This is a genomic window from Allobosea caraganae (genome assembly GCF_003351345.1).
In the GTDB taxonomy this organism is placed as follows: Bacteria; Pseudomonadota; Alphaproteobacteria; order Rhizobiales; family Beijerinckiaceae; genus Allobosea; species Allobosea caraganae.
The window spans coordinates 347559-370556 of sequence record NZ_QQTO01000037.1 but is presented as its reverse complement, the minus strand read 5'-3'; the positions used below and the strand labels follow the sequence as shown (position 1 = coordinate 370556).

20 protein-coding genes are annotated in these 22998 nt (G+C 67.2%); 15 read left to right on the top strand and 5 right to left on the bottom strand.

Annotated elements, in window-relative coordinates:
- Positions 1-53: 53 nt before the first annotated feature.
- The gene (locus tag DWF00_RS26255; protein WP_114828248.1) at positions 54-1040 is read right to left on the bottom strand and encodes an ABC transporter permease; all 987 of its coding nucleotides are present in this window, start codon (positions 1038-1040) and stop codon (positions 54-56) included.
- A 121-nt stretch (positions 1041-1161) separates the two neighbouring features.
- Positions 1162-3102, bottom strand: coding sequence for an ABC transporter substrate-binding protein (locus DWF00_RS26250; protein ID WP_114828249.1), 1941 nt, complete (start codon positions 3100-3102; stop codon positions 1162-1164).
- A gap of 280 nt (positions 3103-3382) precedes the next feature.
- On the opposite strand from DWF00_RS26250, the gene DWF00_RS26245 reads away from it, so the two are divergent.
- The 4 genes from DWF00_RS26245 (at position 3383) to DWF00_RS26230 (ending at position 7678) form a co-directional block, all read left to right on the top strand.
- On the top strand, positions 3383-4534 hold the full coding sequence (locus DWF00_RS26245) for an enolase C-terminal domain-like protein (protein WP_114828250.1): 1152 nt from the start codon (positions 3383-3385) through the stop codon (positions 4532-4534).
- A 144-nt stretch (positions 4535-4678) separates the two neighbouring features.
- Positions 4679-5482, top strand: a complete 804-nt coding sequence (locus tag DWF00_RS26240) for an NAD-dependent epimerase/dehydratase family protein (RefSeq protein WP_114828251.1) — start codon at positions 4679-4681, stop codon at positions 5480-5482.
- Positions 5479-6489, top strand: a complete 1011-nt coding sequence (locus tag DWF00_RS26235) for a Gfo/Idh/MocA family protein (protein ID WP_114828252.1) — start codon at positions 5479-5481, stop codon at positions 6487-6489. Before DWF00_RS26240 ends, DWF00_RS26235 begins: the two co-directional genes overlap by 4 nt.
- Positions 6490-6745: 256 nt before the next feature.
- Complete coding sequence (locus DWF00_RS26230) at positions 6746-7678, top strand: succinylglutamate desuccinylase/aspartoacylase family protein (protein WP_114828253.1); 933 nt, start codon at positions 6746-6748, stop codon at positions 7676-7678.
- Between the two features lie 204 nt (positions 7679-7882).
- On the opposite strand, the gene cobF is transcribed toward DWF00_RS26230, so the two are convergent.
- Together cobF and DWF00_RS26220 are read right to left on the bottom strand one after the other, a co-directional pair.
- The gene (gene cobF / locus DWF00_RS26225; protein ID WP_114828254.1) at positions 7883-8638 is read right to left on the bottom strand and encodes a precorrin-6A synthase (deacetylating); all 756 of its coding nucleotides are present in this window, start codon (positions 8636-8638) and stop codon (positions 7883-7885) included.
- Positions 8639-8851: 213 nt separating this feature from the next.
- Positions 8852-9985 (bottom strand): AGE family epimerase/isomerase, encoded by a 1134-nt coding sequence (locus tag DWF00_RS26220; protein ID WP_114828255.1) that lies wholly within the window; start codon positions 9983-9985, stop codon positions 8852-8854.
- Between the two features lie 84 nt (positions 9986-10069).
- Between DWF00_RS26220 and DWF00_RS26215 the strand changes: the two genes are divergently transcribed.
- Positions 10070-10381, top strand: coding sequence for a helix-turn-helix domain-containing protein (locus DWF00_RS26215; protein WP_114828256.1), 312 nt, complete (start codon positions 10070-10072; stop codon positions 10379-10381).
- A gap of 28 nt (positions 10382-10409) precedes the next feature.
- Complete coding sequence (locus DWF00_RS26210; RefSeq protein ID WP_114828257.1) at positions 10410-11618, top strand: extracellular solute-binding protein; 1209 nt, start codon at positions 10410-10412, stop codon at positions 11616-11618.
- 158 nt (positions 11619-11776) lie between these two features.
- Here DWF00_RS26210 and DWF00_RS26205 read toward each other — a convergent pair whose 3' ends face one another.
- Positions 11777-12805, bottom strand: coding sequence for an LLM class flavin-dependent oxidoreductase (locus tag DWF00_RS26205; protein ID WP_114828258.1), 1029 nt, complete (start codon positions 12803-12805; stop codon positions 11777-11779).
- Between the two features lie 955 nt (positions 12806-13760).
- Between DWF00_RS26205 and DWF00_RS26200 the strand changes: the two genes are divergently transcribed.
- From DWF00_RS26200 to DWF00_RS26160, 9 genes are all read left to right on the top strand, one after another.
- Positions 13761-14462, top strand: coding sequence for an FCD domain-containing protein (locus DWF00_RS26200; protein WP_114828259.1), 702 nt, complete (start codon positions 13761-13763; stop codon positions 14460-14462).
- A gap of 32 nt (positions 14463-14494) precedes the next feature.
- Complete coding sequence (locus DWF00_RS26195) at positions 14495-15937, top strand: MmgE/PrpD family protein (protein ID WP_114828260.1); 1443 nt, start codon at positions 14495-14497, stop codon at positions 15935-15937.
- 112 nt (positions 15938-16049) lie between these two features.
- The gene (locus DWF00_RS26190) at positions 16050-17012 is read left to right on the top strand and encodes a tripartite tricarboxylate transporter substrate binding protein (protein ID WP_114828261.1); all 963 of its coding nucleotides are present in this window, start codon (positions 16050-16052) and stop codon (positions 17010-17012) included.
- 54 nt (positions 17013-17066) lie between these two features.
- Positions 17067-17567 carry a tripartite tricarboxylate transporter TctB family protein gene (locus tag DWF00_RS26185; protein ID WP_114828262.1) on the top strand — a complete coding sequence of 167 codons (501 nt, stop codon included), beginning with the start codon at positions 17067-17069 and terminating at the stop codon, positions 17565-17567.
- Between the two features lie 72 nt (positions 17568-17639).
- Positions 17640-19136, top strand: coding sequence for a tripartite tricarboxylate transporter permease (locus tag DWF00_RS26180; RefSeq protein WP_114828466.1), 1497 nt, complete (start codon positions 17640-17642; stop codon positions 19134-19136).
- Positions 19133-20506 (top strand): MmgE/PrpD family protein, encoded by a 1374-nt coding sequence (locus DWF00_RS26175; protein WP_114828263.1) that lies wholly within the window; start codon positions 19133-19135, stop codon positions 20504-20506. Before DWF00_RS26180 ends, DWF00_RS26175 begins: the two co-directional genes overlap by 4 nt.
- Positions 20507-20510: 4 nt before the next feature.
- A complete protein-coding gene (locus tag DWF00_RS26170) occupies positions 20511-21260 on the top strand; it encodes an SDR family NAD(P)-dependent oxidoreductase (RefSeq protein WP_114828264.1) in 750 nt (249 codons plus the stop codon).
- Positions 21257-22036: a sulfite exporter TauE/SafE family protein gene (locus tag DWF00_RS26165; protein ID WP_114828265.1), complete on the top strand. Its 780-nt coding sequence runs from the start codon at positions 21257-21259 to the stop codon at positions 22034-22036. The genes DWF00_RS26170 and DWF00_RS26165 overlap by 4 nt, the downstream gene beginning before the upstream one ends.
- Positions 22037-22212: 176 nt before the next feature.
- Positions 22213-22812, top strand: coding sequence for a ClpX C4-type zinc finger protein (locus tag DWF00_RS26160; RefSeq protein WP_114828266.1), 600 nt, complete (start codon positions 22213-22215; stop codon positions 22810-22812).
- Positions 22813-22998 lie beyond the last annotated feature (186 nt).

Below are 22998 nucleotides of genomic sequence, written 5' to 3'. Positions count from 1 at the left end.
CCCCAGACTCTTTGTCTTGGCGCGCCGCGGGCGACGCGCGCTGTTTCGTGGCGTCAGTCGAAGCGGATGCGCGGATCGACCAGCACGAGCAGGATGTCGGACAGCAAGGTGCCGATGACGGTCATCAGGCAGAGCAGCAGCAGGAAGGCGCCGGAGAGGTAGATGTCCTGCGAGAGCAGCGACTGGTAGAGCAGCGGCCCGGCCGTCGGCAGGTTGAGGATGATCGAGGTGATCACCGCGCCCGAGACGAGGTGCGGCAGGATCCAGCCGAGCGTGCTGATGAACGGGTTGAGCGCCAGCCGGATCGGGTAGCGCAGCAGCAGCGTGACCTCCTTCAACCCCTTGGCGCGGGCGGTGACGACATAGGGCTGGTAGAGCTGGTCGATCAGGTTGGCGCGCATGATGCGGATCAGGCTCGCCGCGCTGCTGGTGCCGAGGATGATGATGGGGATCCAGAGGTGCTGCATCAGGTCGGCGACGCGGGCCCAGGACCAGGGCGCGTTGGCGAATTCGGGCGAGAACAGTCCGGTGACGTCCTGGCCGAAATAGACCACGGCGAGGTACATCAGGATCAGGCCGAAGAGGAAGTTGGGCACGGCCAGGCCGATGAAGCCGATCAGCGTGAAGACGTAGTCGCCGAGCGAGTACTTCTTCACCGCCGAGTAGATGCCGATCGGCAGGGCGATGCACCAGGTGAAGGCGAGCGTCAGCAGCGACAGCACGAGCGTGAGCAGCATGCGCTCGCCGATCAGGCTCGAGACCGGCGCCTGCCATTCGAAGGAATAGCCGAAATCACCGTGCAGGATGATGCCGCTGATCCAGGTGAAGTACTGGGTCAGCATCGGCTGATCCAGGCCGTAGCGCACCCGCATGCTGTCGAGCGTCGCCGGGTCGATCGTCTCGCCATTGGCCGAGGCCTTGGCCGCATAGCTCGTGACGAAATCGCCCGGCGGCAGCTGGATCAACACGAAGACAGTCAGCGAGACCAGGAAGATGAACGGAATCGTGGCCAGCAGACGTTTGAAGATGTAGCGCGCCATGGCGGGACTCCGAGCGTGCGCAGCATTTTCGAGCGAAGTGGCTGCCGGTTCGCGTGAAGAAAATGCGTCAAATCAAGGATCGGGAGGCGGCGCGGCCTGAATGGCCGCGCCGGCGGTCCGGCTATCGGGCGTAAAAGTACTGCTGCGGCAGCGATCCGCCCGGGGTCGCGTAGGTCCAGCCATAGGGCATGGTGTCGAAGACGTTGCGCAGGTTGTTCTTGCGGATGCCGAGCTGGGCCGGTGGCTGCGCCACGCCGATCACCTCGAAGGCGTCGGCCGCGAGCTGGAGGATCTGGCGGTAGATATCATCCGCCTTGGCCTCGTCGGGCTCGACCTTCCACTTGTCGAAGAGCGCGAGCCGCTGCTTCATGCTCTCGCTCGGCTCCTCGCCGACCTTGCCGCCGCTGGTGTACCACTTCACCCACGGGATGCTCTGGCGCGAGTCGAGCGGGTGGACGACGAGCACGCTCCGCACTTCCTGCGTCGGGTCGAGGCCGCCGGTGATGGCGTCGACGCTGAGGTCGTAGTCGTTGTTCTGGGCGCGGTCGTAGAAGAGCGAGCGCTCCGACGAGCGGATCAGCAGCTCGACGCCGATCTCGGCCCATTGCTTCCGGATCAGCTCGAGAACCTCGATATAGGCGGGCGAGCCGATGCTGACGATCGCGGCGAGGCTGATGCGGCCGCCCTGCGGATAGAGCCGGAAGCCCTGGCCGTCCTTCTTGGTCAGGCCGAGCCCGTCGAGAATCGCGTTGGCCTGCTTGACATCATGCTCGATGAACTGGGTTGCGAGCTGCTTGTTGTAGAGCCGATGCGACTCGAGCGGCCCGATCTGGCGCGGGGTTCCGCCGCCGAGGAAGACGATCTCGTTGATCTCGCTGCGGTCCATCCCCAATGAGAGCGCCTTGGTGAAGCCGGGCGTCCTGATCAGCGTCCGCAGGGCTGGGTTGGGCGAGGTCTGGTTGACCATCAACCCGGCCGAGCTGGCGTTGAGGTCCTTCATCTCCATGATGGTGTAGGCGCCCTTGGCCATGTTCTCGCTCAGGACCGGCTTGTTCGAGATGGCGTTGAGATAGCGGATCTGCAGGTCGAGCTGGCCGTTGATGGCGGCGAGCAGGATGGTCTCGACGTCGCCGAAGACGGTGAACTGCAGGGCGTCGGTATAGGGCAGCTGGTTGCCGGCCGTGTCGACCTGCCAGAAATAGGGGTTGCGCTCGAGCACGATGCGGGTGGCGCCGCCCTTGTAGGGCTCCTTGACGACCCAGGGGTCGAGCGTCGGGCGCTCCAGGTTGGCCCAGCGCGAGGGCACTTCGATGTCGCCGCATTTCAGGCGCATCAGCGCGGCCCAGTCCTTGACGTTGTTCTGCTTCATCAGCTCGTCGAGGTTGGTCGCGTATTTCGGGTGGAACTGCTTGCAGTAGTGCTTGGCGTAGAGCACCGGATGCTGGCCGACGGGAGCGGCCATCTCCTCGGGGAATGTCCGGTAGGGGCCGCCGAAGGTGAGCTTGACGGTATTGTCGTCGATCTTCTCGCCCGTCATCAGCTTGCCGTTGACGACATAGCGCGGCGGCGGCGACTGGAAGAAGGCCTTGTCCGGCAGCAGGTCCTGCACGAAGAACAGGATGTCGTCGGCGGTGAAGGGCTGGCCGTCAGACCATTTCATGCCGGGCCGCAGCTTGAAGGTGTATTCCGACTTGTCGGCGTTGGTCGTCCAGCCCTCGGCGACGTTCGGCACGATCTCGGTGAACTTGATGTCCCAGCGGGTCAGGCCCTGGGCTCCGACCGCGCGCAGGATGGCGTTGTAGTCGCCGTCGCCGCGCATCGCCTGGCGGATCACGCCGCCATATTGGCCGACGCGCTCGTAGGGCGTGATCACCTGCGGGGTCTTGGGCAGGCGCTGGTCGACCGGCGGCAGCTTGCCGGCATCGACGAGCTGCTTCAGCGGCGGCGCCTCGCCGAAGGCCTGGGCGAGCCCGGGCGCGAGCAGCCCGACCTGCAGGGCAAGCGCTGCCGCCAGCATGCGCCCATGGCGCATCGGCCTGATTCCAAGCTTGGCGAATTCCACCACAGCGTCCTCCCACTTATCTGTTCTGATGACAGAGTTGTCATACAGGTTGCCTGAGGGAGGCCGACTCTGTCAAGCGACTGATTGTTGCGACCTGCTCAGGGTTCTCGTGCGAACCCCACTGCCCGCGGCAAATGGATTGACAGCGCCGGAATCCTCGCGATACGAACCTGTCTGACAACATAAGTCGGATCAAATCAGGTGCGGCCACCGGTCCAACCGGCGCGAACCGCCCATTCCCCGGTGGGGCAACCCGCCGGGCGGTAGCGAGGGAACGACCATGAAGATCGTCGACGTGAAGGCCAAGGTCTTCTCCTACAAGACCGATACCAGCCGCGATTCCGAGGGGCACGGCCATCCCGGGCCGGAGCGCGACGCCAAGCAGGCGCTGCTGACCATCACCACTGACGACGGGACCGAAGGGCACATCACCTGCCTGCCGGCCTATGTCACCGAGGACCTGCTGCAGAGCTATATCCGCCCGATCCTGATCGGCCGCGACCCGCTGATGCGCGAGCAGATCTGGCATGCGCTCTACAAGCGCCAGCGCGGCAGCAGCGGCCAGATGACCGACCGCGTCGTCTGCGCCGTCGAGCTCGCGCTCTGGGACCTCTATGGCAAGATTATGGGCCAGCCGGTCTGGAAGCTCGCCGGCGGCTACCGCAGCAAGATCCTGGCCTATGGCAGCACGATGTGCGGCGACGACCTCAAGGGCGGGCTCGCCACGCCGGAGGATTACGGCCGCTTCGCCGAGTGGATGGTCAGGGAGCGCGGCTACAAGGCGATCAAGCTCCACACCTGGATGCCGCCGATCAAGGGCGCGCCCGACGTCAAGATGGACATCGCCGCCTGCGCCGCGGTGCGCGAGGCGGTCGGCCCCGAGATCCCGCTGATGGTCGACCCGAACCACTGGTACTCGCGCCAGGATTCGCTCTGGCTCTGCCAGCAGCTCGAGGAGCTCAACTATCTCTGGATCGAGGAGATGATGGAGGAGGCCTCGCTCAGCGCCTATCAATGGCTGAACTCGAAGCTGACCCGGCTCAACATCCTCGGTCCCGAGAACATGCAGGGCAAGTACTGGACGCGGGCGGAATGGGCCTCGAAGGGCGCCTGCGACATGATCCGCACCGGCGTCTACGATGTCGGCGGCATCAGTCCTTCCTTGAAATGCGCCCATATCGCCGAGGGCTTCCACATGCTCTGCGAGGTGCATGGCGGCGGCGCCGGCAACATGGCCGTCTGCGCCGCGATCCAGAACACGACCTATTACGAGCGCGGCCTGCTGCACCCGTTCATCGACCACGACAAGCCGCCGGCCTATCTCAACCGCATCGACGACGAGATGGACCGCGACGGCTACGTCCACATGCGCGACGAGCCCGGCCTCGGGCACGACATCAACCACGCCTATATCGAGGCGCACCTCGTCTGATGGGGCAGGGCTGTCGATGCTTCCCAGAGCCTCCTCCGTCATTGCGAGCGTAGCGAAGCAATCCAGGGGGACCGGGCGAGCGAGACCCCCTGGATTGCTTCGCTACGCTCGCAATGACGGGGAGTGCATGAGGTTTCGAGAACGATGACGCTGAAACGCATCCTGATCACCGGCGCGGCCGGCGGGCTCGGCCAGATGCTGCGGCCCGAGCTCAAGGGCATGGCCGAGATCATCCGGCTCTCCAGCCGGCGCCCGCTGGAGCCTGGTCCGCACGAGGAATTCGTCGCCTGCGACCTCGCCGACGCCCCGGCCGTCGACCGGCTGCTCGAAGGCGTCGACGCCGTCGTCCACATGGGCGGCCACGCGAGCGAGGCGCCCTGGGACGTCATCCTCTCCGCCAACATCGTCGGCGCGATCAACCTCTGGGAGGCCGCGCGCAAGGCCGGCACAAAGCGCATCATCTTCGCCAGCTCGAACCACGCGATCGGGCTCTACACGCGCCAGGACAAGCTCGACCATACCTCGCCGGCCAGGCCCGATGGCCGCTATGGCCTCAGCAAGGCCTTCGGCGAGGACCTCGCCAACCTCTACGCCTACAAGTACGGCATCCGCGCACTGTGCATGCGCATCGGCTCGACCTTCCCGAAGCCGAAATCGCGGCGGATGCTAAGCACCTGGATGAGCTACCCAGACATGGTCGAGATGACCAGGATCGGCCTCACCGCCGACTACCTCTACGAGATCGTCTACGGCGTCTCCGACAACGACCGGAACTGGTGGGACAACAGCAACGCCTACCGCCTCGGCTTCAGGCCGCAGGACAATGCCGAGCGCTTCGTCGACGAGGTCGGCGCGATCGGAGAGGCGACCGAGCTCGCCGAGCATTTCCAGGGCGGGCGCCTCGCGGCCACCGAGTATGACGGCAAGCCGCGAGGTGAAGGCCAATGACCTCCCGCCACCGGATTGGTCTCGTCGGCCTCGGCATGGCCGTCAAGAAGCACGTCCTTGCGCTGCGCGAACTGGGTGATCGTGCCGAGATCACCGCTGCCTGGAGCCCGACTGAGGCCAGACGCCGGGCCTTTACCGAGAGTTTTGGCCTGCCCACCGTCGCCGAGCTGGAGCGGGTCATCGACGACCCGGCGATCGACGTCGTCCTGGTGCTGTCGCCGCCCTGGTCGCATCACGAGATCGTCGAGCGCTGCGCCAAGGCTGGCAAGCACGTTCTGCTGGAAAAGCCGATCGAGGCGACGCTGGCGCGCTCGCAGGCCGTCGTCGAGCTCTGCACCGAGGCGGGCGTCAAGCTCGGCATCGTCTTCCAGAACCGCTTCCGCACCCCGCATCTGAAGCTCGCCGAGCTGATGCGGCGGCATGCCCTCGGGCGGCTCAGTTCCGCGGCCCTCGCCGTGCGCTGGTGGCGCCCGCCTGAATACTTCGCCGAGCCGGGCCGTGGCCTGAAGGACCGCGATGGCGGCGGGGTGATGATGACCCAGGCCATCCACGCGATGGACCAGCTCATGGACCTCGTCGGCCTGCCCCAAACCGTGGCCGGCTTCGTCGCGACGAGCCCGCTGCGCGCGATCGATACCGAGGATGTCGTCGGCGGGTCCGCGCTCTGGGAGGACGGGCTGATCGGCACGCTCGACCTGACGACGGTGGCCTATCCCGGCTTCCCCGAGCGGATCGAGCTCAGCGGCGAGCATGGCACCGCCATCCTCGAGCGCGGCCGGCTGCGCCTATGGCTGCATGACGGCACGGTGGTCGACGAGGGCGAGGATGCCGGCGATCCGGCGGTGGTCGGCGACTACCTCGCGCATAAGCGCCTGATCGCGGATTTCCTGACGGCGATCGAGACCGGCAGCGAGCCCGCCGCCAGCGGCGTCAAGTCGATGGAGGTTCACCGCCTGATCGACGCGCTGATGCGGTCGAGCGGGAGCGGCTTGCCGGAGAGGCCGTGAGGGGCTCGTTCCTGTAGCAGGGGCGATCTCTTGCTGTGATTTGCCAGAACCAGACGCCGTCATCCCGGACGAAGCGCAGCGGAGCTCCGGGATCCATCATAGAGCGCAGTGCTTTACGATGGATCCCGGAGCGGCGCGGCTTCGCCGCTTGTCCGGGATGACGTCGAGAGGTTTTCGGTGTCGTCGCAGCATGCTCTAAGCTTCCCTCCGCGGGCATCTTCACAGCCGCCCAGGCGCTCTCACAACGGATTTGACGATGACGACCCTTCCGCCCATCCGCACGGGACAGGCCCGCACCGCGTTCGGCTATGTCAGGCCGCTCGCCGACGATGTCGAGATTCCGTTCGCGATCGTCGAGGGCGCCGAGCCCGGCCCATGCCTGCTGGTCACGGCCGGCGTGCACGGCTCGGAATATTGCTCGATCGAGACGGCGCTGCGGCTGATGAAGCTCGAACCCGAGATGCTCAAGGGCACGTTGCTGGTGCTGCCGATCCTGAACGTCCAGGGCTTCCACAAGCGCAGCATCTACGTCATGCCGCAGGACGGGAAGAACCTGAACCGGATGTTCCCGGGCGATCCCGAGGGCACGACGAGCCAGCGTCTGGCGCATTGGCTGACGAGCAGCGTCTACCCGCTCGCCGATGCTTATATCGACCTGCATGGCGGCGATCTCGACGAGGGGCTGGCGCCCTTCACGATCTATCCCCGCGCCTGCGCCAGGTCGCGGGCGCTGGCCGAGGCCTTCGGCCTGCCGGTGATCGTCGCCTCTGGCGGCGCCGGATACACGCTCGACTCGGCCTTCAAGCTCGGCATCCCCGGCATCTTGCCGGAAGTCAGCGGCAACGGGCTCTGGGGCGAGGATACGGTCGGCACGATGAGCGCCGGCGTGCATCGCGTGATGAAGCATCTCGGCATGATCGCCGATGCCGAGCCAGCGCCGGCCGAGCCGATGCAGGTGGTGACGATGTGGGTGCCGAAGGCGCCGGTCGGCGGGCTCTGGTATCCGGCCAAGAACCTGTCCGAGCCGGTGGCGGAGGGCGAAGTAGTGGGCGAGATCAGGGACGTCTTCGGCAAGGTTCTGGCGAGCATCCGCTCCGAGAAGGCCGGGTTCATCCTGTATCGGCTGACCAGCCTGGCGGTGAACCAGGACGAGGCGCTGCTCGGCGTCGGGACGGCGTTGGCGGAGTGAGGGAGCGCTGGCAGGGCGCCATTTCTCACCCCCTTGCCGCGACTAGCGCGGGGAACCCTCTCCCGTAGGGAGAGGGCAGGGTGAGGGGTCGGCCAGAACACTAGTGAAACTCAACGGCGGCCGCGGTTAGCTCACGGCTGTAGCGTCAAACGGCCTACACCTCACCCCCAACCCCTCTCCTTACGGGAGAGGGGCTCCCGCGCCTCATTCTTTGCCGGTTTCAAGCTTCCGCAGCAGATACGTATCCATGATCCAGCCCTTTTGCTCGCGCGCCTCCCGCCTGAGCCGCTCGATCTCGCCGCTGACTTCATCAAGCCTCCCGGCCACCAGGATCTCCTCCGGCGTCCCGAGATAAGCCCCCCAGAAAATCTCGTACTCGCCGACAACCCGCGAAAATGCCTGCTCGCCGTCGAGCATCACGACAGCGTCCTCAGCCGGCTCGGATTCCAGCTTCCGCCCGGTGGTGATCAGCACCGGCTCGCCGATCCGGTTCAGCGCGATGCGGTGCCTGGCGGCCAGCGCCTGCACGCTGGTGATGCCGGGGATGACCTCGTAGTCGAGCGAAAAGCCGGTCGCGATGATGCGCTCGATGATGCGCAAGGTGCTGTCGTAGAGGCTGGGATCGCCCCAGACGAGCAGGGCGCCGCATTCGCCCTCGCCAAGCTCGGTTTCGAAGAGGTGCCGATAGGCCTCGGCGAGCTTCGCGTGCCAGTCGTCGACCGCGCCGCGATAATCCGTGCCGGCCTCGGCCCGCTTCGGCGTCTTCAGCACCACCGTGCGGTAGTCCTGAGCTTCGACGAAGCGTTCGAGGATGTCGGTGCGCAGCTGCCGCAGCGCCGCCTTCTCCTCGCCCTTGTCTGGGATGAAGAAGACGTCTGCCTTGTTCAGCGCCGCGATGGCCTGGACCGTCAGGTAGTCCGGGTTCCCGGCGCCGATGCCGATGACGAGTATCTTGCGCATCGAGTCCTCTTCCCGTCTCGGATGAGCTGCGCCCCAGCCGTCATGGTCAGGCTTGTCCCGACCATCCACGTCTTCGCTGATCGAGTGCGGTGGTCAAGACGTGGATGCTCGGGATGATCCTCGGGTCGAGCCCGAGGACGAGCATGACGGGATATCCGGTGCTCTGCGATGAATCTCCGGGGCTCCGGCCGGTATGACGGCGCTTTCGCAGGTTCACGCTCCGGAGGCCGCCTTCACCCGGCAGACATCGGCAAGCGCCAGCACGAGATGATAGAGCACGCGCACCGGAGCCGGCTCGACCACTTTTCGTCCCTCGGCATCGAGCAGGTTGGTCCAAAGCCCCGTCGCCGGATCGACGAAGCGCTCGAACATCAGCCGCAAGTGGCTGTCGAGCCGGCTGGCGGCCTCGCCGTCATTCTCGAACTCGACCCGCGCCGCCAGCGCCTTGAGATACTCCGTCTGCGGCCAGAGCAGGGTGGCGCCGCTCAGCACCGCGCCCTGCGGATCGACCTCGTTGATCACCGGCTTGCCTTGCGCGCCCTGGCCGAACTTTTCGCCGAAGGCGAAGAGCTGGCGGGCGCTCTCGCGGGCGGCGCCAGAGCCGGTCAGGCGCTCGTGATGATAGAGCAGCCAGGTCCATTCGAAATGGTGGCCGGGTTCGCGGATCAGGCCCTTCTCGCTGGCAAAGGGCTGCCAATCCTCGTCGAAGAACTCGCCGAGCGTGCCATCCGCGGCGAAGCGCTGCTGCATCAGGCGCACGATCATATCCGCGCGCTCCAGCCAGCGTTTGTCGCCGGAGGATTCGGCCATGGCGTGGCAGGCTTCGAGCAGGTGCATGTGCGGGTTCTGGCGGCGCGGCAGGGTGCCGAGCGTGTCCTCGAGGAAGCCGCCCGTGGGCGAGGCGAGGTCCGTCTCGATGAAGCGCATCACCGCCTCGGCCTGCGCGAGCGGCTCGGTCTCGCCGGTCGCCCGCGCGTACCAGGCGAGGCTGAAGATGACGAAGGCGAGGTCGTAGAAATCCGACTTGCCGTCGATGATCTCACCCGTCGCGGTGCAGGCATGGCTGAAGCGGCCGTCGCTATGGCGGCAGCTGTTCAGGAGAAAGGACAGGCCGTGGCGCGCGGCTTCCAGCGCGCCGGGCACGCCGAGCAGGTGAGCGTGGCTGAAGACGTAGAGCGTCCGCGCCGTCACCAGCGTGGTGCGCCGCTCGGCCTCGACGACGCTGCCATCGGGCTGGACCGTCTCGGCATAGCCCGGACGTGCCGGGTCATAGGCGCGCCTGATCCAGGCCGGCAGCAAGGTGCCGATCAGCCAGCCGGAGAGGTCTTTCGCGGAAACTCCGACCATAGTTCACCCTTTTGCCACGGAAATCTTGTTTGCCTGTCTACCGGTATGGTGTAACGCTCCACGAGCGGTTTGAGTAGAGCGCCAATGGCGGCAGGGATCATCGACGTCGCGCACCGCGCCAATGTTTCGGTCTCGCCGGGTTCGCATTGTCTGAACCGCCGGCCCGACCGCATGGCCCCGGCGACGCAGGACAAGGTGGAGCGGGCGGTCGAGGACGACGCCGCTTCGCCGAGCCGTGCCGCGCGCCGGCTCAGGACCGGCCGATCCGACATCATTGGGCTCGCCGCGCCCGTCGCCACCAGAATCGAGGGCTTAAGCCCCAGTCCAAGGAATCTGATCTTCGCACCTGAACGCATGGTGCGGGAGCCGATGGCAGGCTTGCGCCTGACCGAGTGAAGCAATGGCAATCCCAGGGAGAGGAACCATGACAGACCAGACCAGGAAGACCGGCCCGTCGCGCCGTCAATTCGTCGAGGGCGGCGCCGCCGTGCTGACGCTCGGCGCGACCGGCGCCACGGGCGCGCTGGCCCAGGGCCTGCCGCTGCCGAAAGCGCCGGTGGCGCTGAACATCATCGACGTCGGCGGCGCGCTCGCGCTGCTGCAGAAGCCGCTGGAGAACTACCGCGACGCCAAGAAGAACCTGGTCTCGCGGATGACCTTCATCAAGGCGCCGGCTCCCGAGCTGCCGGGCAAGATCAAGGCGATGCAGGAGGCCAACCGCGTCGATATCGACCTCGTCATCGGCGGCCTCGACGCGCTCGCCGCCGGCATCGAGCAGAAGCTCTGGGTCACGCTGCTCCCCGACCATGCCGCCTCGCTGCCGGACCCGACCAAGGTCCTGATGAAGCCGGCGCTCGACATGCACAATCTCGGCTCCGGCCAGGGCATGTGCGTGGTCTACTATCCGTCGGGCCCACTGCTCGAATACATGCCGGAGCGCGTCAAGGCCGTGCCGACCACGGCCGAGGAACTGCTCGCCTACACCAAGCAGAACCCGAACCGCTTCCTCTATGCCCGTCCGGCCAATTCCGGCCCGGGCCGCACCTTCATCATGGGCCTGCCCTACCTGCTCGGCGATAAGGATCCGAAGGATCCCGTCAATGGCTGGGACAAGACCTGGGCCTACCTGAAGGAACTCGGCAACGGCATCGAGTATTACCCGACCGGCACCGCCGCGACGATGAAGGAGTTCGGCGACGGCTCGCGCGACATCATCATCTCGACCACCGGCTGGGACATCAACCCGCGCGTCCTCGGCATCGTGCCGAAGGAGGCCAAGATCCAGGCGCTGAAGGGCTTCCACTGGGTCTCGGACGCGCAGTACATGTACATCCCGAAGGGCGTCTCGAACGAGAAGCTCGCCGTTCTGCTCGACCTGATCAGCTTCGCGCTGACCCCGCAGCAGCAGGCCTTCACCTATGACGAGGGCTACTTCTATCCGGGCCCGGCGGTGAAGGACGTGCCGCTCTCGATGGCCCCGCCGGAAAGCCAGAAGGCGATCGCCGAATACGGCCGGCCGGAATATGCCGACCTGATCGCCAACAACCCGATCGAGGTGCCGCTGACCCCTGACAAGATGGTCCTGGCCTTCCGCCGCTGGGACGAGGAAGTCGGCGCCAAGCGCGCGAAGTGATCCGGCTCAGCAGAGCCTGACCGCATGATGGCGCGCCGCGAGGCGCGCCATTTTGCTTAGATCGCCGTGCGTCCTTTCGGACGCAAAGTAGCGATCTAGGCTTTTGTTATTGCATCGGATTTTCTCGAAAATCGGATTCCACTTTTCGGTCCGATGCTCTAGGCCAGCATCTCGCGCACGAGCGGCATCACCTTGGTGCCGTAGAGCTCGACGCAGCGCATCAGCTTGTCGTGCGGCAGCGGCCCGGCGCTGTACTTCATCTGGAAACGGTCGATGCCGAGCGTCTTGGCCGTCGCCGCGATCTTGCGGGCGACCGTCTCGGGCGAGCCGAGATAGAGCGAGCCGCGCTCGACCTCCTGCTCGAACTCGGCCCGCGCCATCGGCGGCCAGCCGCGCTCGGCGCCGATCCGGTCGCGCATCACCTTGTAGTCGGGCCAGAACTCCTCGCGCGCCTGCTCGTCGGTCTCGGCGACATAGCCGGGCGAATGCACGCCGATCGGCTTCGCCGGCTTGCCGAGCTGGGCATAGGCGCGGTGATAGAGGTCGACATAGGGTTTGAAGCGCGCCGGGTCGCCGCCGATGATCGCCAGCATCAGCGGCAGGTCGTAGCGCACGGCGCGCACCACCGATTCCGGGCTGCCGCCGACGCCGATCCAGGTCTTGAGCGGCTTGACCTCTACTGGCGGGAAGACGCGCTGGTTGACCAGGGGAGGCCGCGTCGTGCCCTGCCAGCTGACCACGTCCTCGTTGATCAGGGCGGCGAAGAGGTCGAGCTTGTCCTCGAACAGGGTCTCGTATTGCGAGAGCTCGAAGCCGAAGAGCGGGAAGGATTCGGTGAAGGAGCCGCGGCCCAGGATGACCTCGGCGCGCCCGTTCGAGGCAGCGTCGAGCGTCGAGAAGCGCTGGAAGACGCGGATCGGGTCGTCCGAGCTCAGCACCGTCACGGCCGAGCCGAGCCTGATGCGGCTGGTGCGCCCGGCGATCGCGGCGAGCACGGTCTCGGGCGAGGAGATGGCGAAATCGGAGCGGTGATGCTCGCCGAGGCCGATGAAGTCGATGCCGAGCTGGTCGGCCAGCACGGCTTCCGCGATCACGTCGCGAATGACCTGCGCGTGCGACTGGAGCTGGCCGTCCGCCCCGCGCGTGACGTCGCCGAACGTGTCCAGCCCGAGTTCGATATCCGCCATGTCGTGCCCCTGTCCTAGCTTTCGCCAGGTGACTTCGTGGCGCCGTCGCCCGGGATCAAGGCGGGCGGCATGACGAGGCGGCATGGCCCCTGCGCGGCAACGCCGAGCCGAAGGCCTGCCCTCCGCCGTCATGCTCGGGCTTGTCCCGAGCATCCGCGTCTTTGCCTGCGATGGGCGTTCAAGACGTGGATGGTCGCCCACAAGGGCGACCATGACGAGGGAGGCCGGTCGGGGCGATGAAGTCTGGCGCGCGCCGAAACCCCCGCCGGCTTTCGCCGCGAGGATCTCGGGTCGTCCAGGCGTATCCAGGGGGATGCGCGGGGCCGGATGCGGCAGCGCGCCTCGACGGTGCGCGCGCCTTGTCGATGTCGATGGAAGTGTCGATGTCACCGCCAAGTACGGCCACACCGACCCCGCGCGCGGGTCTTTGATGCGCTGGCGGCCTTCTTTATCCCGACTCAGGGACCAAGCAGCTTGAGCCACCTGCCCGGCGGCCCTCCAACGCCTCCGCCGTCCATGCCCGCAACGGCACGACCTTGCGAAAACCGCACTCCGCCCGGCCGCACGATGCCTCGCGACAGCCCCCTTGGTCGGGCGGAGCGAGCGGAGAATACGGGCGGTTTGAGGGGGCGGGGATAAATTGGAAGGTTATCCCCGTTTCCACCCCTCATAGCGCCCGCCGCCGTCATGCTCGGCCTTGTGCCGAGCATCCACGTCTTGCGGCGCGGATGGCGAGTGTGCCGGCTGCCATGAGGGCTCGCGCTTTACCCGCAAACCCTGGCCAAGCTTCATCGTGGTCAAGACGTGGGTGCTCGGGACAAGCCCGAGCATGACGGCGGAGGGTACGCCACAAGGGCACCATGACGGCGAGGGAGCGGTATAGGGTCGGGAAGCCTACGATTTCTCATTCTGCAAACTGTTGACAGTTTTCAATCTGCGATTATAACCGGCCGCCATGAACGCAACGGAAGATGCCCTGACGATCCTTCGGACCCGCTCGCTGTCGGGCGTGCTCGAACGCGAGATCGAGAAGGCGATCCTTGGCGGGGAGATCCCGCCGGGCAAGCGCGTCAACGAGAACCTGCTGGCGACGCGCTTCGGCACCAGCCGCGGCCCGGTGCGCGAGGCACTGCGCGCCCTCGAAGGGCTCGGCCTGGTCGAGCTCATCCCCAATCGCGGCGTCTTCATCCGCCAGCCGGCGGTGGAGGAGGCGATCGAGATCTACGACGTGCGCACCGTGCTGTTCGGGCTCGCCGGCAAGCTCCTGGCCGAGCGCGTCGGCGATGCGCAGGTGGCGCGGCTGAAGGAGTACCTGGAGCAGATGGAAGAAGCGGCGCGCAGCCGCGACTTCGACCGCTACTACCCGCTCAACCTCGCCTTCCACGAATTCATCATCGACGCCTGCGGCAATGCCACGCTCGCCGCGCAATATCGCGGGCTGGTCAAGAAGCTGCATCTGTTCCGCGCCCGCAGCCTGGTGCAGGGCGGCGGTCTCGAAGTCTCCAATTCGGAGCATCGCGAGATGGTCGAGGCGGTCGCCGCCCGCGATCCCGAGCGGGCGCAGCGCGCTCATTCCGACCATGTCGCCCGTGCCAAGGCGCGCCTGCTCGCCGCCTACCAGAAGGCCGAGGCGCAGGCGCCGCGCCTGACCAACTGACGAATTTCGTTCAAGAGAAAACCGGATACGCCATGACTGAGCTGAACCACGTCACCGCCTCCGCCGTCGAATTCATGGAGACGGCGAGCTATGACAGCCTCTCGGCCGAGGCGCTGCGGATCGGCCGGCGCTGCATCATCGACACGCTCGGCCTGTATCTCGCCGGCGGGCTGGAAGGCTCGGTGCGCATGCTGGCGGCTGACGCGGCCGAGACCGGCGGCAAGGCCGAGGCGCTGCTGATCGGCCATGGCCAGACCCGCGTTCCCGCCGCGCTGGCGGCGCGCGTGCTCGGCACGGCCGGCCATGCCCATGACTGGGACGACACGCAGGTCTCGAACGACCCGCGCCATGTCTACGGCTTGCTGACCCACCCCTCCGTGCCGCCGCTGACCGCTGCGCTGGTGATGTCGCAGCGCCTCGGCGGCGTCGACGGCAAGCGCTTCATGCTCGCCTTCCAGACCGGGTTCGAGGTCGAGTGCAAGATCTCGGAATGGATGACGCCGCGCCATTACCGCCGCGGCCATCACACCAGCGGCACGGTCGGCACCTTCGGCGCCGCTGCCGCCGCCGCCAAGCTGCTCGGCCTCAAGGGCGCTGAGGCGGCGCATGCGCTCGGCATCGCGGCGAGCTTCGCCGCTGGTATCCGCTGCAATTTCGGCACGATGACCAAGCCGCTCCATGTCGGGCGCGCCTCGGAGAACGGCGTCACCGCGGCGCTGCTGGCGGCGCGCGGCTTCACCGCCGATCCGGCCGCGCTCGACGGCGCCTGGGGCTTCTTCCAGGTGATGGGCGAGGGGCTCTCCGAAGAGAAGCTGCCGCAGGGCTTCGGCCAGACGCTGACGATCGTCGAGCCCGGCATCAGCATCAAGCCCTATCCGTCCGGCATCCTGACCCACCAGTCGATGGATGCGATGCTGGCGCTGGTGCTCAAGCACGACCTCAAGCCCGAGCAGATCGAGCGCATCCGCTTCTTTGCCGGCAAGAACATCCTCGAGCCGATCCGCTACCCGCTGGCGCAGAACCATCTCCAGGCAAAATTCTCGATGCCGGCGCTGCTCTCGATGATCGCGCTCTGCCGCCGCGCCAGCCATCACGAGTTCAGCGACGAGTTCGTCGCGGGCGCAGCGATGCAGGACGTGCAGAAGCGCACGGAGGTGCTGGGCGATCCCGAGATCGACGCGCGCGGCTACGACAAGATCCGCTCGCGCATCGAGGTCGAGACCAAGGACGGCCGCACCCTCGTCGAGTGGGCCGACGAGCGCTATCGCGGCGGGCCGGACAACCCGATCAGCGATGCCGATCTCGAAGCCAAGTTCCGGATGTGCGCCGAGGGCGCCATCACCGACGCCGCTCAGGACAAGCTGCTCGAACTGGCCTGGGGCGTCGACGCCCTGCCGCGGATCGAGACGCTCGTCGAACAGCTCGTTTTCGACACCACCACTGCCGCAAGGCCGCTGCGCGGCGCCGCGCACTGACAGGGCTGCAACCAGAACGACCCAACGTCAGCGCGGCGCAATGCCAGCGGGTTATCCAAACGAGGCCTCTCCGATGCAGGGAGGCCCATTCACGTCATTCGGGAGAGAAATCATGCGTCATCTGGCCATCGCCACAGCCGTCGCCGCCAGCCTTTCGGCCTGGTCGGCAAGCAATGCGACCGCGCAGACACCGGTCGACTATCCGCACAAGGTGGTGACCCTCGTCACCCATTCCAGCCCGGGAGGCGGCAGCGACGTCTTCCTGCGCGAGATGGCCAAGCACCTGCCCAAGTACATCAAGGCGACCTTCATCGTCGAGAACGTCCAGGGCGGCAGCGGCGCCCGCGCGATCTCGCGGCTGGCGACGGCGCCGGCCGATGGCAGCGTCTTCTACGCGACGACGCCGACCTACATCTACACCTCGCTGCTCTCGAAGACGCAGCACAGCTACAAGGACGTCGAGCCGCTGGTGAACTTCTTCACCGACTCGGAGGTGATCTACACCCGCACCGACGGCCCGTTCAAAACCCTGAAGGACGTGATCGACAAGGCGCAGGTCTCGCGCGGGCGCTGGGGGGCGGCCAACCCGGCCTCGCTGGAGCGCCAGGCGGCCGAGCAGCTCAAGAAGGCGGCGGCGGTGTTCCCGGCCGTGGTCTCGCACGAGGGCGGCGGCGACCTGATGATCAACGTGCTCAACGGCACGCTCGATATCGGCGTCGGCGAAATCCCGGAGCTGCGGCCGCAGCTCGAAGGCGGCAAGATCCGCCTGCTCGCGACCTTCGACCCGCAGCGCATGGAGGCCTTCCCCGCCATCCCGACGGTGAAGGAATCCGGCTACGCCGTGGTGCTGGAGAAGTTCCGCGGCCTTGCCGGCCCCAAGGGCCTGCCGCCGGCGATCACCAAGATCTGGGACGAGGCCGTGCCGAAGCTCTTGGCCGATCCCGACTACCAGAAGGTCTACAAGGCCGAGAGCCTGGTCGCGAACGTCATCCCGCACGACAAGTACCAGGGCTTCGTCCAGAATTTCGGCTCGGTCACCGAAGCCTTCCTGAAGGAGAGCGGCGTCCTGAAGTGACGCCGCCATCCGGCTGCTGAATACGCCCGAAATCCATTCGGAAAGACCTCTACCATGCGTGAGCAAGCGGCTCTCAAGGATCTGGCCGGCGGCATCGCCGTGCTGGCCATCGCCGGCGCCTATTACTGGGCCATCGGCGACATCGCGGACAGCACGCTGTCCGACGATGTCGGCGCGACCGGCTTGCCACGCATCCTGGCCTATGTGCTGGCCGGGTTCGGCCTGATCCTGACGGCGCGGGCTGTGATGGCCGGGGCGCTCTCGCCGGCGGCCGGGCCTGCGCCGAGCGCGCCGGCGCCGGCCGAGGATGACGACCACGTCTCGCCGGTGCCGCGCGCGCTCGGCTTTCTCGCCTTCGGCGTCGCCTATGTCGTGCTGGTGCCGATCATCGGCTACCTGCCGTCGATCGCGCTGTTGATCGGCTCCGTCGCGCTCTACGAGGGCGCGCCGCGCAACTGGAAGACGCTCGTCATCGCCATCGGCGGGGCGACCGCCTTCTGGGGCATCTTCGTGAAGATCCTCGGCGTGCATCAGCCCTCCGGCTGGTTCTTCTAACGATTTGATTTGACGCATTTTCCTGACGCGATCCGGTCTCCGCTTCGCCCGAAAATGCTCTAGGAGGCGATGATGCATTCGCTCGGTATCGCGTTCGACCTGCTGTTCGGCTCGCCGATCATCTTCTATTCGATCATCGGCCTGACCTGGGGCATCGTCGGCGGCTCGCTGCCGGGCATCTCGGCCTCGATCACCATGGCGCTGCTGCTGCCCTTCACCTATGGCATGGCGCCGGTGCAGGCGATCGTGATGCTGGCCTGCACCTATATCGGCGCCGAATATGGCGGCTCGATCCCGGCCATCCTGATCCGCACGCCCGGCACCAACTCCGCCGCCGCGACCGTGATCGACGGCTACGAGATGAAGAAGCAGGGCCGCGCCGGCGAGGCGCTCGGCATCTCGCTCTGGTCCGGCGTAATCGGCAGCCTGTTCGGCCTGGTCATGCTGATCGTGATGACCGAGCCGCTCTCCTGGGTCGCGCTCGCCTTCAAGCCGACCTCCTATTTCGCCTTGGGCATCCTGGGCCTCAGCGTCATCGCCTCGATGACCAACGGCTCGCTGCTGAAGGGCCTGGCCGCCGCAGTGGTCGGGCTGATGATCTCGACGATCGGCACCGACCCGATCTCGGGCGTGACCCGCTTCACCTTCGGCAGCCCGGAATTGCTCGGCGGCGTCGAGCCGGTGCTGATCATGATCGGCGTCTTCGCGGTCAGCGAGCTGATGATGCAGTCGGGCTCGAAGGGGCTCGGCAGCATCGGCGAGCAGGTGCGGGTGCGCCTGCCGAGCTTGAGCATGATGAACAAGCTGAAGCGCTCGCAGTTCATCGGCTGCATCTTGGGCACCTTCGAGGGGCTGACGCCGGGCGGCGGCGGCTCGATCGCGGCCTTCCTGTCCTATAACGAGGCCAAGCGCTGGTCGAAGGAGCCGGAGAAGTTCGGCAAGGGCTCTGAAGAAGGCGTTGCCGCGCCCGAGACCGCCAACAACACCGTGGCGAGCGCCGCGCTGATCCCGCTGCTCTCCTTCGGCATCCCCAGCTCGAACTCGACTGCGGTGCTGCTCGGCGGCCTGCTGATCCACGGCCTGCTGCCGGGGCCGCGCCTGTTCGAGCAGAATGCCGACGTCGTGATCGGGCTCTATGTCGGCTCGTTCATCGCCACGCTGGCGCAGATCGTCGTCGGCATCCTGCTGCTGCCGATCTGCGTCTGGCTGGTGAACCGGCCGCGGGCCTATCTCGCCGGCTTCATCCTGGCGCTGATCCTGTCCGGGATCTTCACGCTCAACACCTCGATCTCCGATCTCGGCATCGCGCTCGGCATGGGCCTCGTCGGCTACATGATGCGCCGCGCCGGCTATCCGTTCCTGCCGCTGATCCTCGGCGTCGTGCTCGGGCACATGGTCGAGTCGAGCTATCGCCGCTCGCTGCTGCTCTCCGGCGGCGAATACTCGATCTTCCTCGAAGATCCGATCGCGATCGGCCTGCTGCTTGCCTCTGCCGTCTTCGTCACCCTCTCGCTCGTCCGCGAATTCCGCGACGCGCGCAATGCCAAGCTCAAGGATGCGCACGCGTGAACCACCAGTCTTCCATCGCCGGTGAGCCGATCGCGCTGCGGCTCGGCAGCTTTGCCGCCCATGCGACGGTCGGCCCGAGGGCGCGCGAGACCGTGCGCCTGCTCATGCTCGACGTCGCCGGGCTCTGCGTCGCCGCCCGCCACACCGACTATGTCCGCGCCGCGCTGGCCTCGACGGCGTCGCAGGGCAGCGCCACCGCGATCGGCCATGCCGGGGGCCTGGGCCCCTATGACGCCGCGCTGGTCAACGGCACCGCGGCGCATGGCGAGGATTTCGACGACACCTTCGAAGGCGGGCCGGTCCATGCCGGCGCGGTGATCGTGCCGGCCGTGCTGGCTGCCGCCGAGCATCGCGGGCTCTCGGGCGAGGCGGTGCTGCGCGGCATCGCGGTCGGCACCGAGCTGATGTGCCGGATGAGCCTGGTCGCGCCGCAGGCGATCCACAAGGCCTGCTTCCACCCGACGGCCGTGATCGGCGCGCCGGCCGCCGCGGCTGCGGTGGCGAGTGCGCTCGACCTGCCGCCGAAGCTGATCGCGCATGCGATCGGCATCGCCGGCAGCCTGGCCTCGGGCATCATCGAGTACCTCGCCGATGGCAGCTGGACCAAGCGGCTGCATGCGGGAGCCGCCGCGCAGGCCGGCATCCGCGCCGCCTTCCTGGCGGAGGCGGGCTTCCTCGGCCCGGCGACGGTGATCGAGGGCCATCACGGCTTCTACCGCGCCTTCGCGCCGTCGAAGACGCCCGACTTCGCGCCGCTGCTCGACGGGCTCGGCGAGAGCTGGATCCTCGAGACGCTCGCCTTCAAGCCCTATGCCTGCGGGACCATGACCCAGCCCTTCGTCGATTGCGCCATCGCGCTGGCGAAGCAGGGCGTCAAGGCCGAGGACATCGTCAGCCTGGAATGCGAGGTCGGCGAGGGCACGGTTCACCGGCTCTGGGAGCCGCTGGCGTTGAAGCAGTCGCCGCCCAACGCCTATGCCGCGAAGTTCTCGACGCCGTACTGCATCGCCGTCGGCTTCATGGATGGTGGCGCGGGCCTGGGCCAGTTCACCGAGGAGCGCGTGGCCGAGGCCAGCGTGCGGGCCCTCGCCGCCAAGGTCTCCTATGTCATCGACCCCGCCAACGAGTACCCGCGCAATTTCAGCGGCCATATCAAGGCTACGCTCAGGGACGGCACGGTGCGCGAGGCGCGCCAGCCGCATATGCGCGGCGGGGCGCATGAGCCGCTCTCAACCGCCGACATCCTGCAGAAGTTCCACGACAACGCGGCCTTCGGCGGCTGGGAGCGCCGGCGCTCCGGTGAGGTCGAAGCGGCGCTGGACAGGATTGCGGCCGGCGGTAGCGTCGACCTCACGGCGGCGCGGGGCTGAAGCGATGGCTGAACTCGACGGCAAGGTCGCGCTGATCACCGGCGCCGCCCGCAATATCGGCCGCGCCATTGCGCTCGAGCTCGCCGCCGGCGGGGCGGCGGTGATGGGCGTGGCGCTCTCGGATGAGGCCGGGCTCGGCGAGATGGCGGCAGCGGTCGAGGCCGAGGGCGGCAAGGCTGCGTGGCAATTGGCCGACGTCACCAAGCCCGACTCGGTGCGCGCCGCGGTCGCGGCCACGCTCGAGCGCTTCGGCCGCATCGATATCCTCGTCAACAACGCCGCCATCCGCGGCGAGGTGGCTTTCGACGAGATGACCTTGGCGCAGTGGCACCAGGTGCTCGGCGTCACGCTGGATGGGCCGTTCCTGTGCTCGCAGGCGGCGCTGGAGGCGCTGACGGCGAGCGGGGCAGGCGCGATCATCAATATCGGCGGGCTCACGGCCTATACCGGCGCCAAGCAGCGCGCCCATGTCGTCACCGCCAAGGCGGGGCTGGACGGGCTGACCAAGGCGCTGGCGCAGGAGCTGGCCGAGCGCCAGATCACGGTGAACCTCGTTTCTCCCGGCCTGATCGACACGGTGCGCGGCGGCCATTCGGCGGCGCAGCCGGACCATCACAAGCACCGCACCACGCTGCTCGGCCGGCGCGGCCGGCCGCAGGAGGTGGCGGCGATGGTGCGCTATCTCGCCGGGCCGAACGGGCGCTACCTCACCGGCCAGACCATGCACGTGAATGGCGGGGCCTATCTGCCATGAACCTGCTGGCCGACCCGGCTCTGCTCGGATCGGCCGCGCAGGCGGCGACCGCGCTTGCCGTCGGCGCCGCCGCCTTGGTCGGCTCGCTGCTGAGCGCGCTCACCGGCTCCGGCGGCGCGATCGTGCTCTCGCTGGTGCTGGCGCCGATCATCGGCGTCGCCGCCGTGGTGCAGACGATCAGCGTCGCGATGCTGCTCAGCCATGTCGCCCGCGTCGGCGCGTTCTGGAAGCTGATCGACTGGTGGGTCGCAGGACGCATCCTGCTCGCGGCGGTGCCGGGCTGTTTTGCCGGCGCGGTGCTCTATACCAAGCTCAACGAGGCGGCGATCTCGCTGGTGCTCGGCCTCTTCCTGATCCTGGTCGTGGTGCTGAAGCGCCTGCTTGCCGGCCAGCGCTTCCAGATGGGGCCGACCGGCCTGCTCGTCGCCTCCGCCGTGTTCGGCTTCCTCTCTGGCACGACGATCGGCGGCGGGCTCCTGATGATCCCGATCCTGCTCGGTGCCGGACTTGCGGGTGCTGCGCTGGTCGCGACCGATGCGATCGTCGGGCTGACCATGCATCTGACCAAGACGCTGGTCTTCGGGCAGGCGGCTGTGCTGACCAGCGCTCAGGTCTGGCTCGGCGCGGTGATCGGGATCTGCATGGTCCCCGGCGCCTGGCTCGCCAAGGCGCTGCTCGCCCGCATCCCGCTCAAGGTCCACGGCCTGCTGCTCGACGGCGTCGTTGCGCTGGGCGGCGTGTCCTTCGTCATCCAGGCGCTCAGGCGCTGGGGCTGAAACGCGTTCACGAGTGCACGCTCACAGTGTCGCCGCCAGCCAGATCGAGACATGGGCGCGGGGGATCGAGGCGGCCGGCGCAGGCTGAACCGGAACCGTACTGCAACTTGTCTCTTTACCTGCATCGCGTGCTTTAAGGCGGCTTCGCTCGAGACCAGCGTCGAATCGGAGGCGCAATGAACCTGACGACGAGATTTGCCGGCGCCTGGTCCCTGCTGACGGGCCGCGCCAATGAAGCGGTGGTCTGCTCCTTCTGCGGCCAGGACCGGCGGATGGCGGAGGCCCTCATCGCCGGGCCGGGCGCGACGGCGATCTGCAATCGCTGCATCTTCATCTGCAACGCGGTGCTGCTGGAGAATAGCGGCCTGGACGGCTTTGCCCGCCGGGCCGATCCGCCGCATCGCCAGACGCGGATGATCCAGCTCGCCCATGACGACGTGATCCTCGCGCCGATCGAACGCGCGGCGCTGGAGCCCTTCCTGCTCGCGCTCGTCGCGACGCTGCCGGGTTGCAAGCTGATGGGCTGGCAGTATTCGCATGGCGAGGGCCGGTTCGACCTGCTGACGATCGAGATCGAGGCCCCGTCCGACATCGACGCCAAGCAGCTCCACAGCGCGGCGAACGAGCGCTGGCGGGCGATCCGGGACAAGGTCGCGGCGAGCCGGGCGGGAGCGACCGTCGACCCGGCCGCAATGCTCTCACTCGCCGAGACCGCGACGCTGAAGACGTCGCAGACCTATGTGAACGCTGTCGAGGCAGCGCTCCGCCGCGGTTGAGGGGCATGCCGTGATCGGCCAGAATCAAGCGCCGTCATCCCGGACGTAGCGAAGCGGAGCTCCGGGATCCATCGTAAAGCTCCGAGCCCTACGATGGATCCCGGAGCGGCGCGGCTTCGCCGCTTGTCCGGGATGACGCGGAGAGGTTTCCGCGCAATCGCATTATGCCCAAACGAAGCGCGGCCG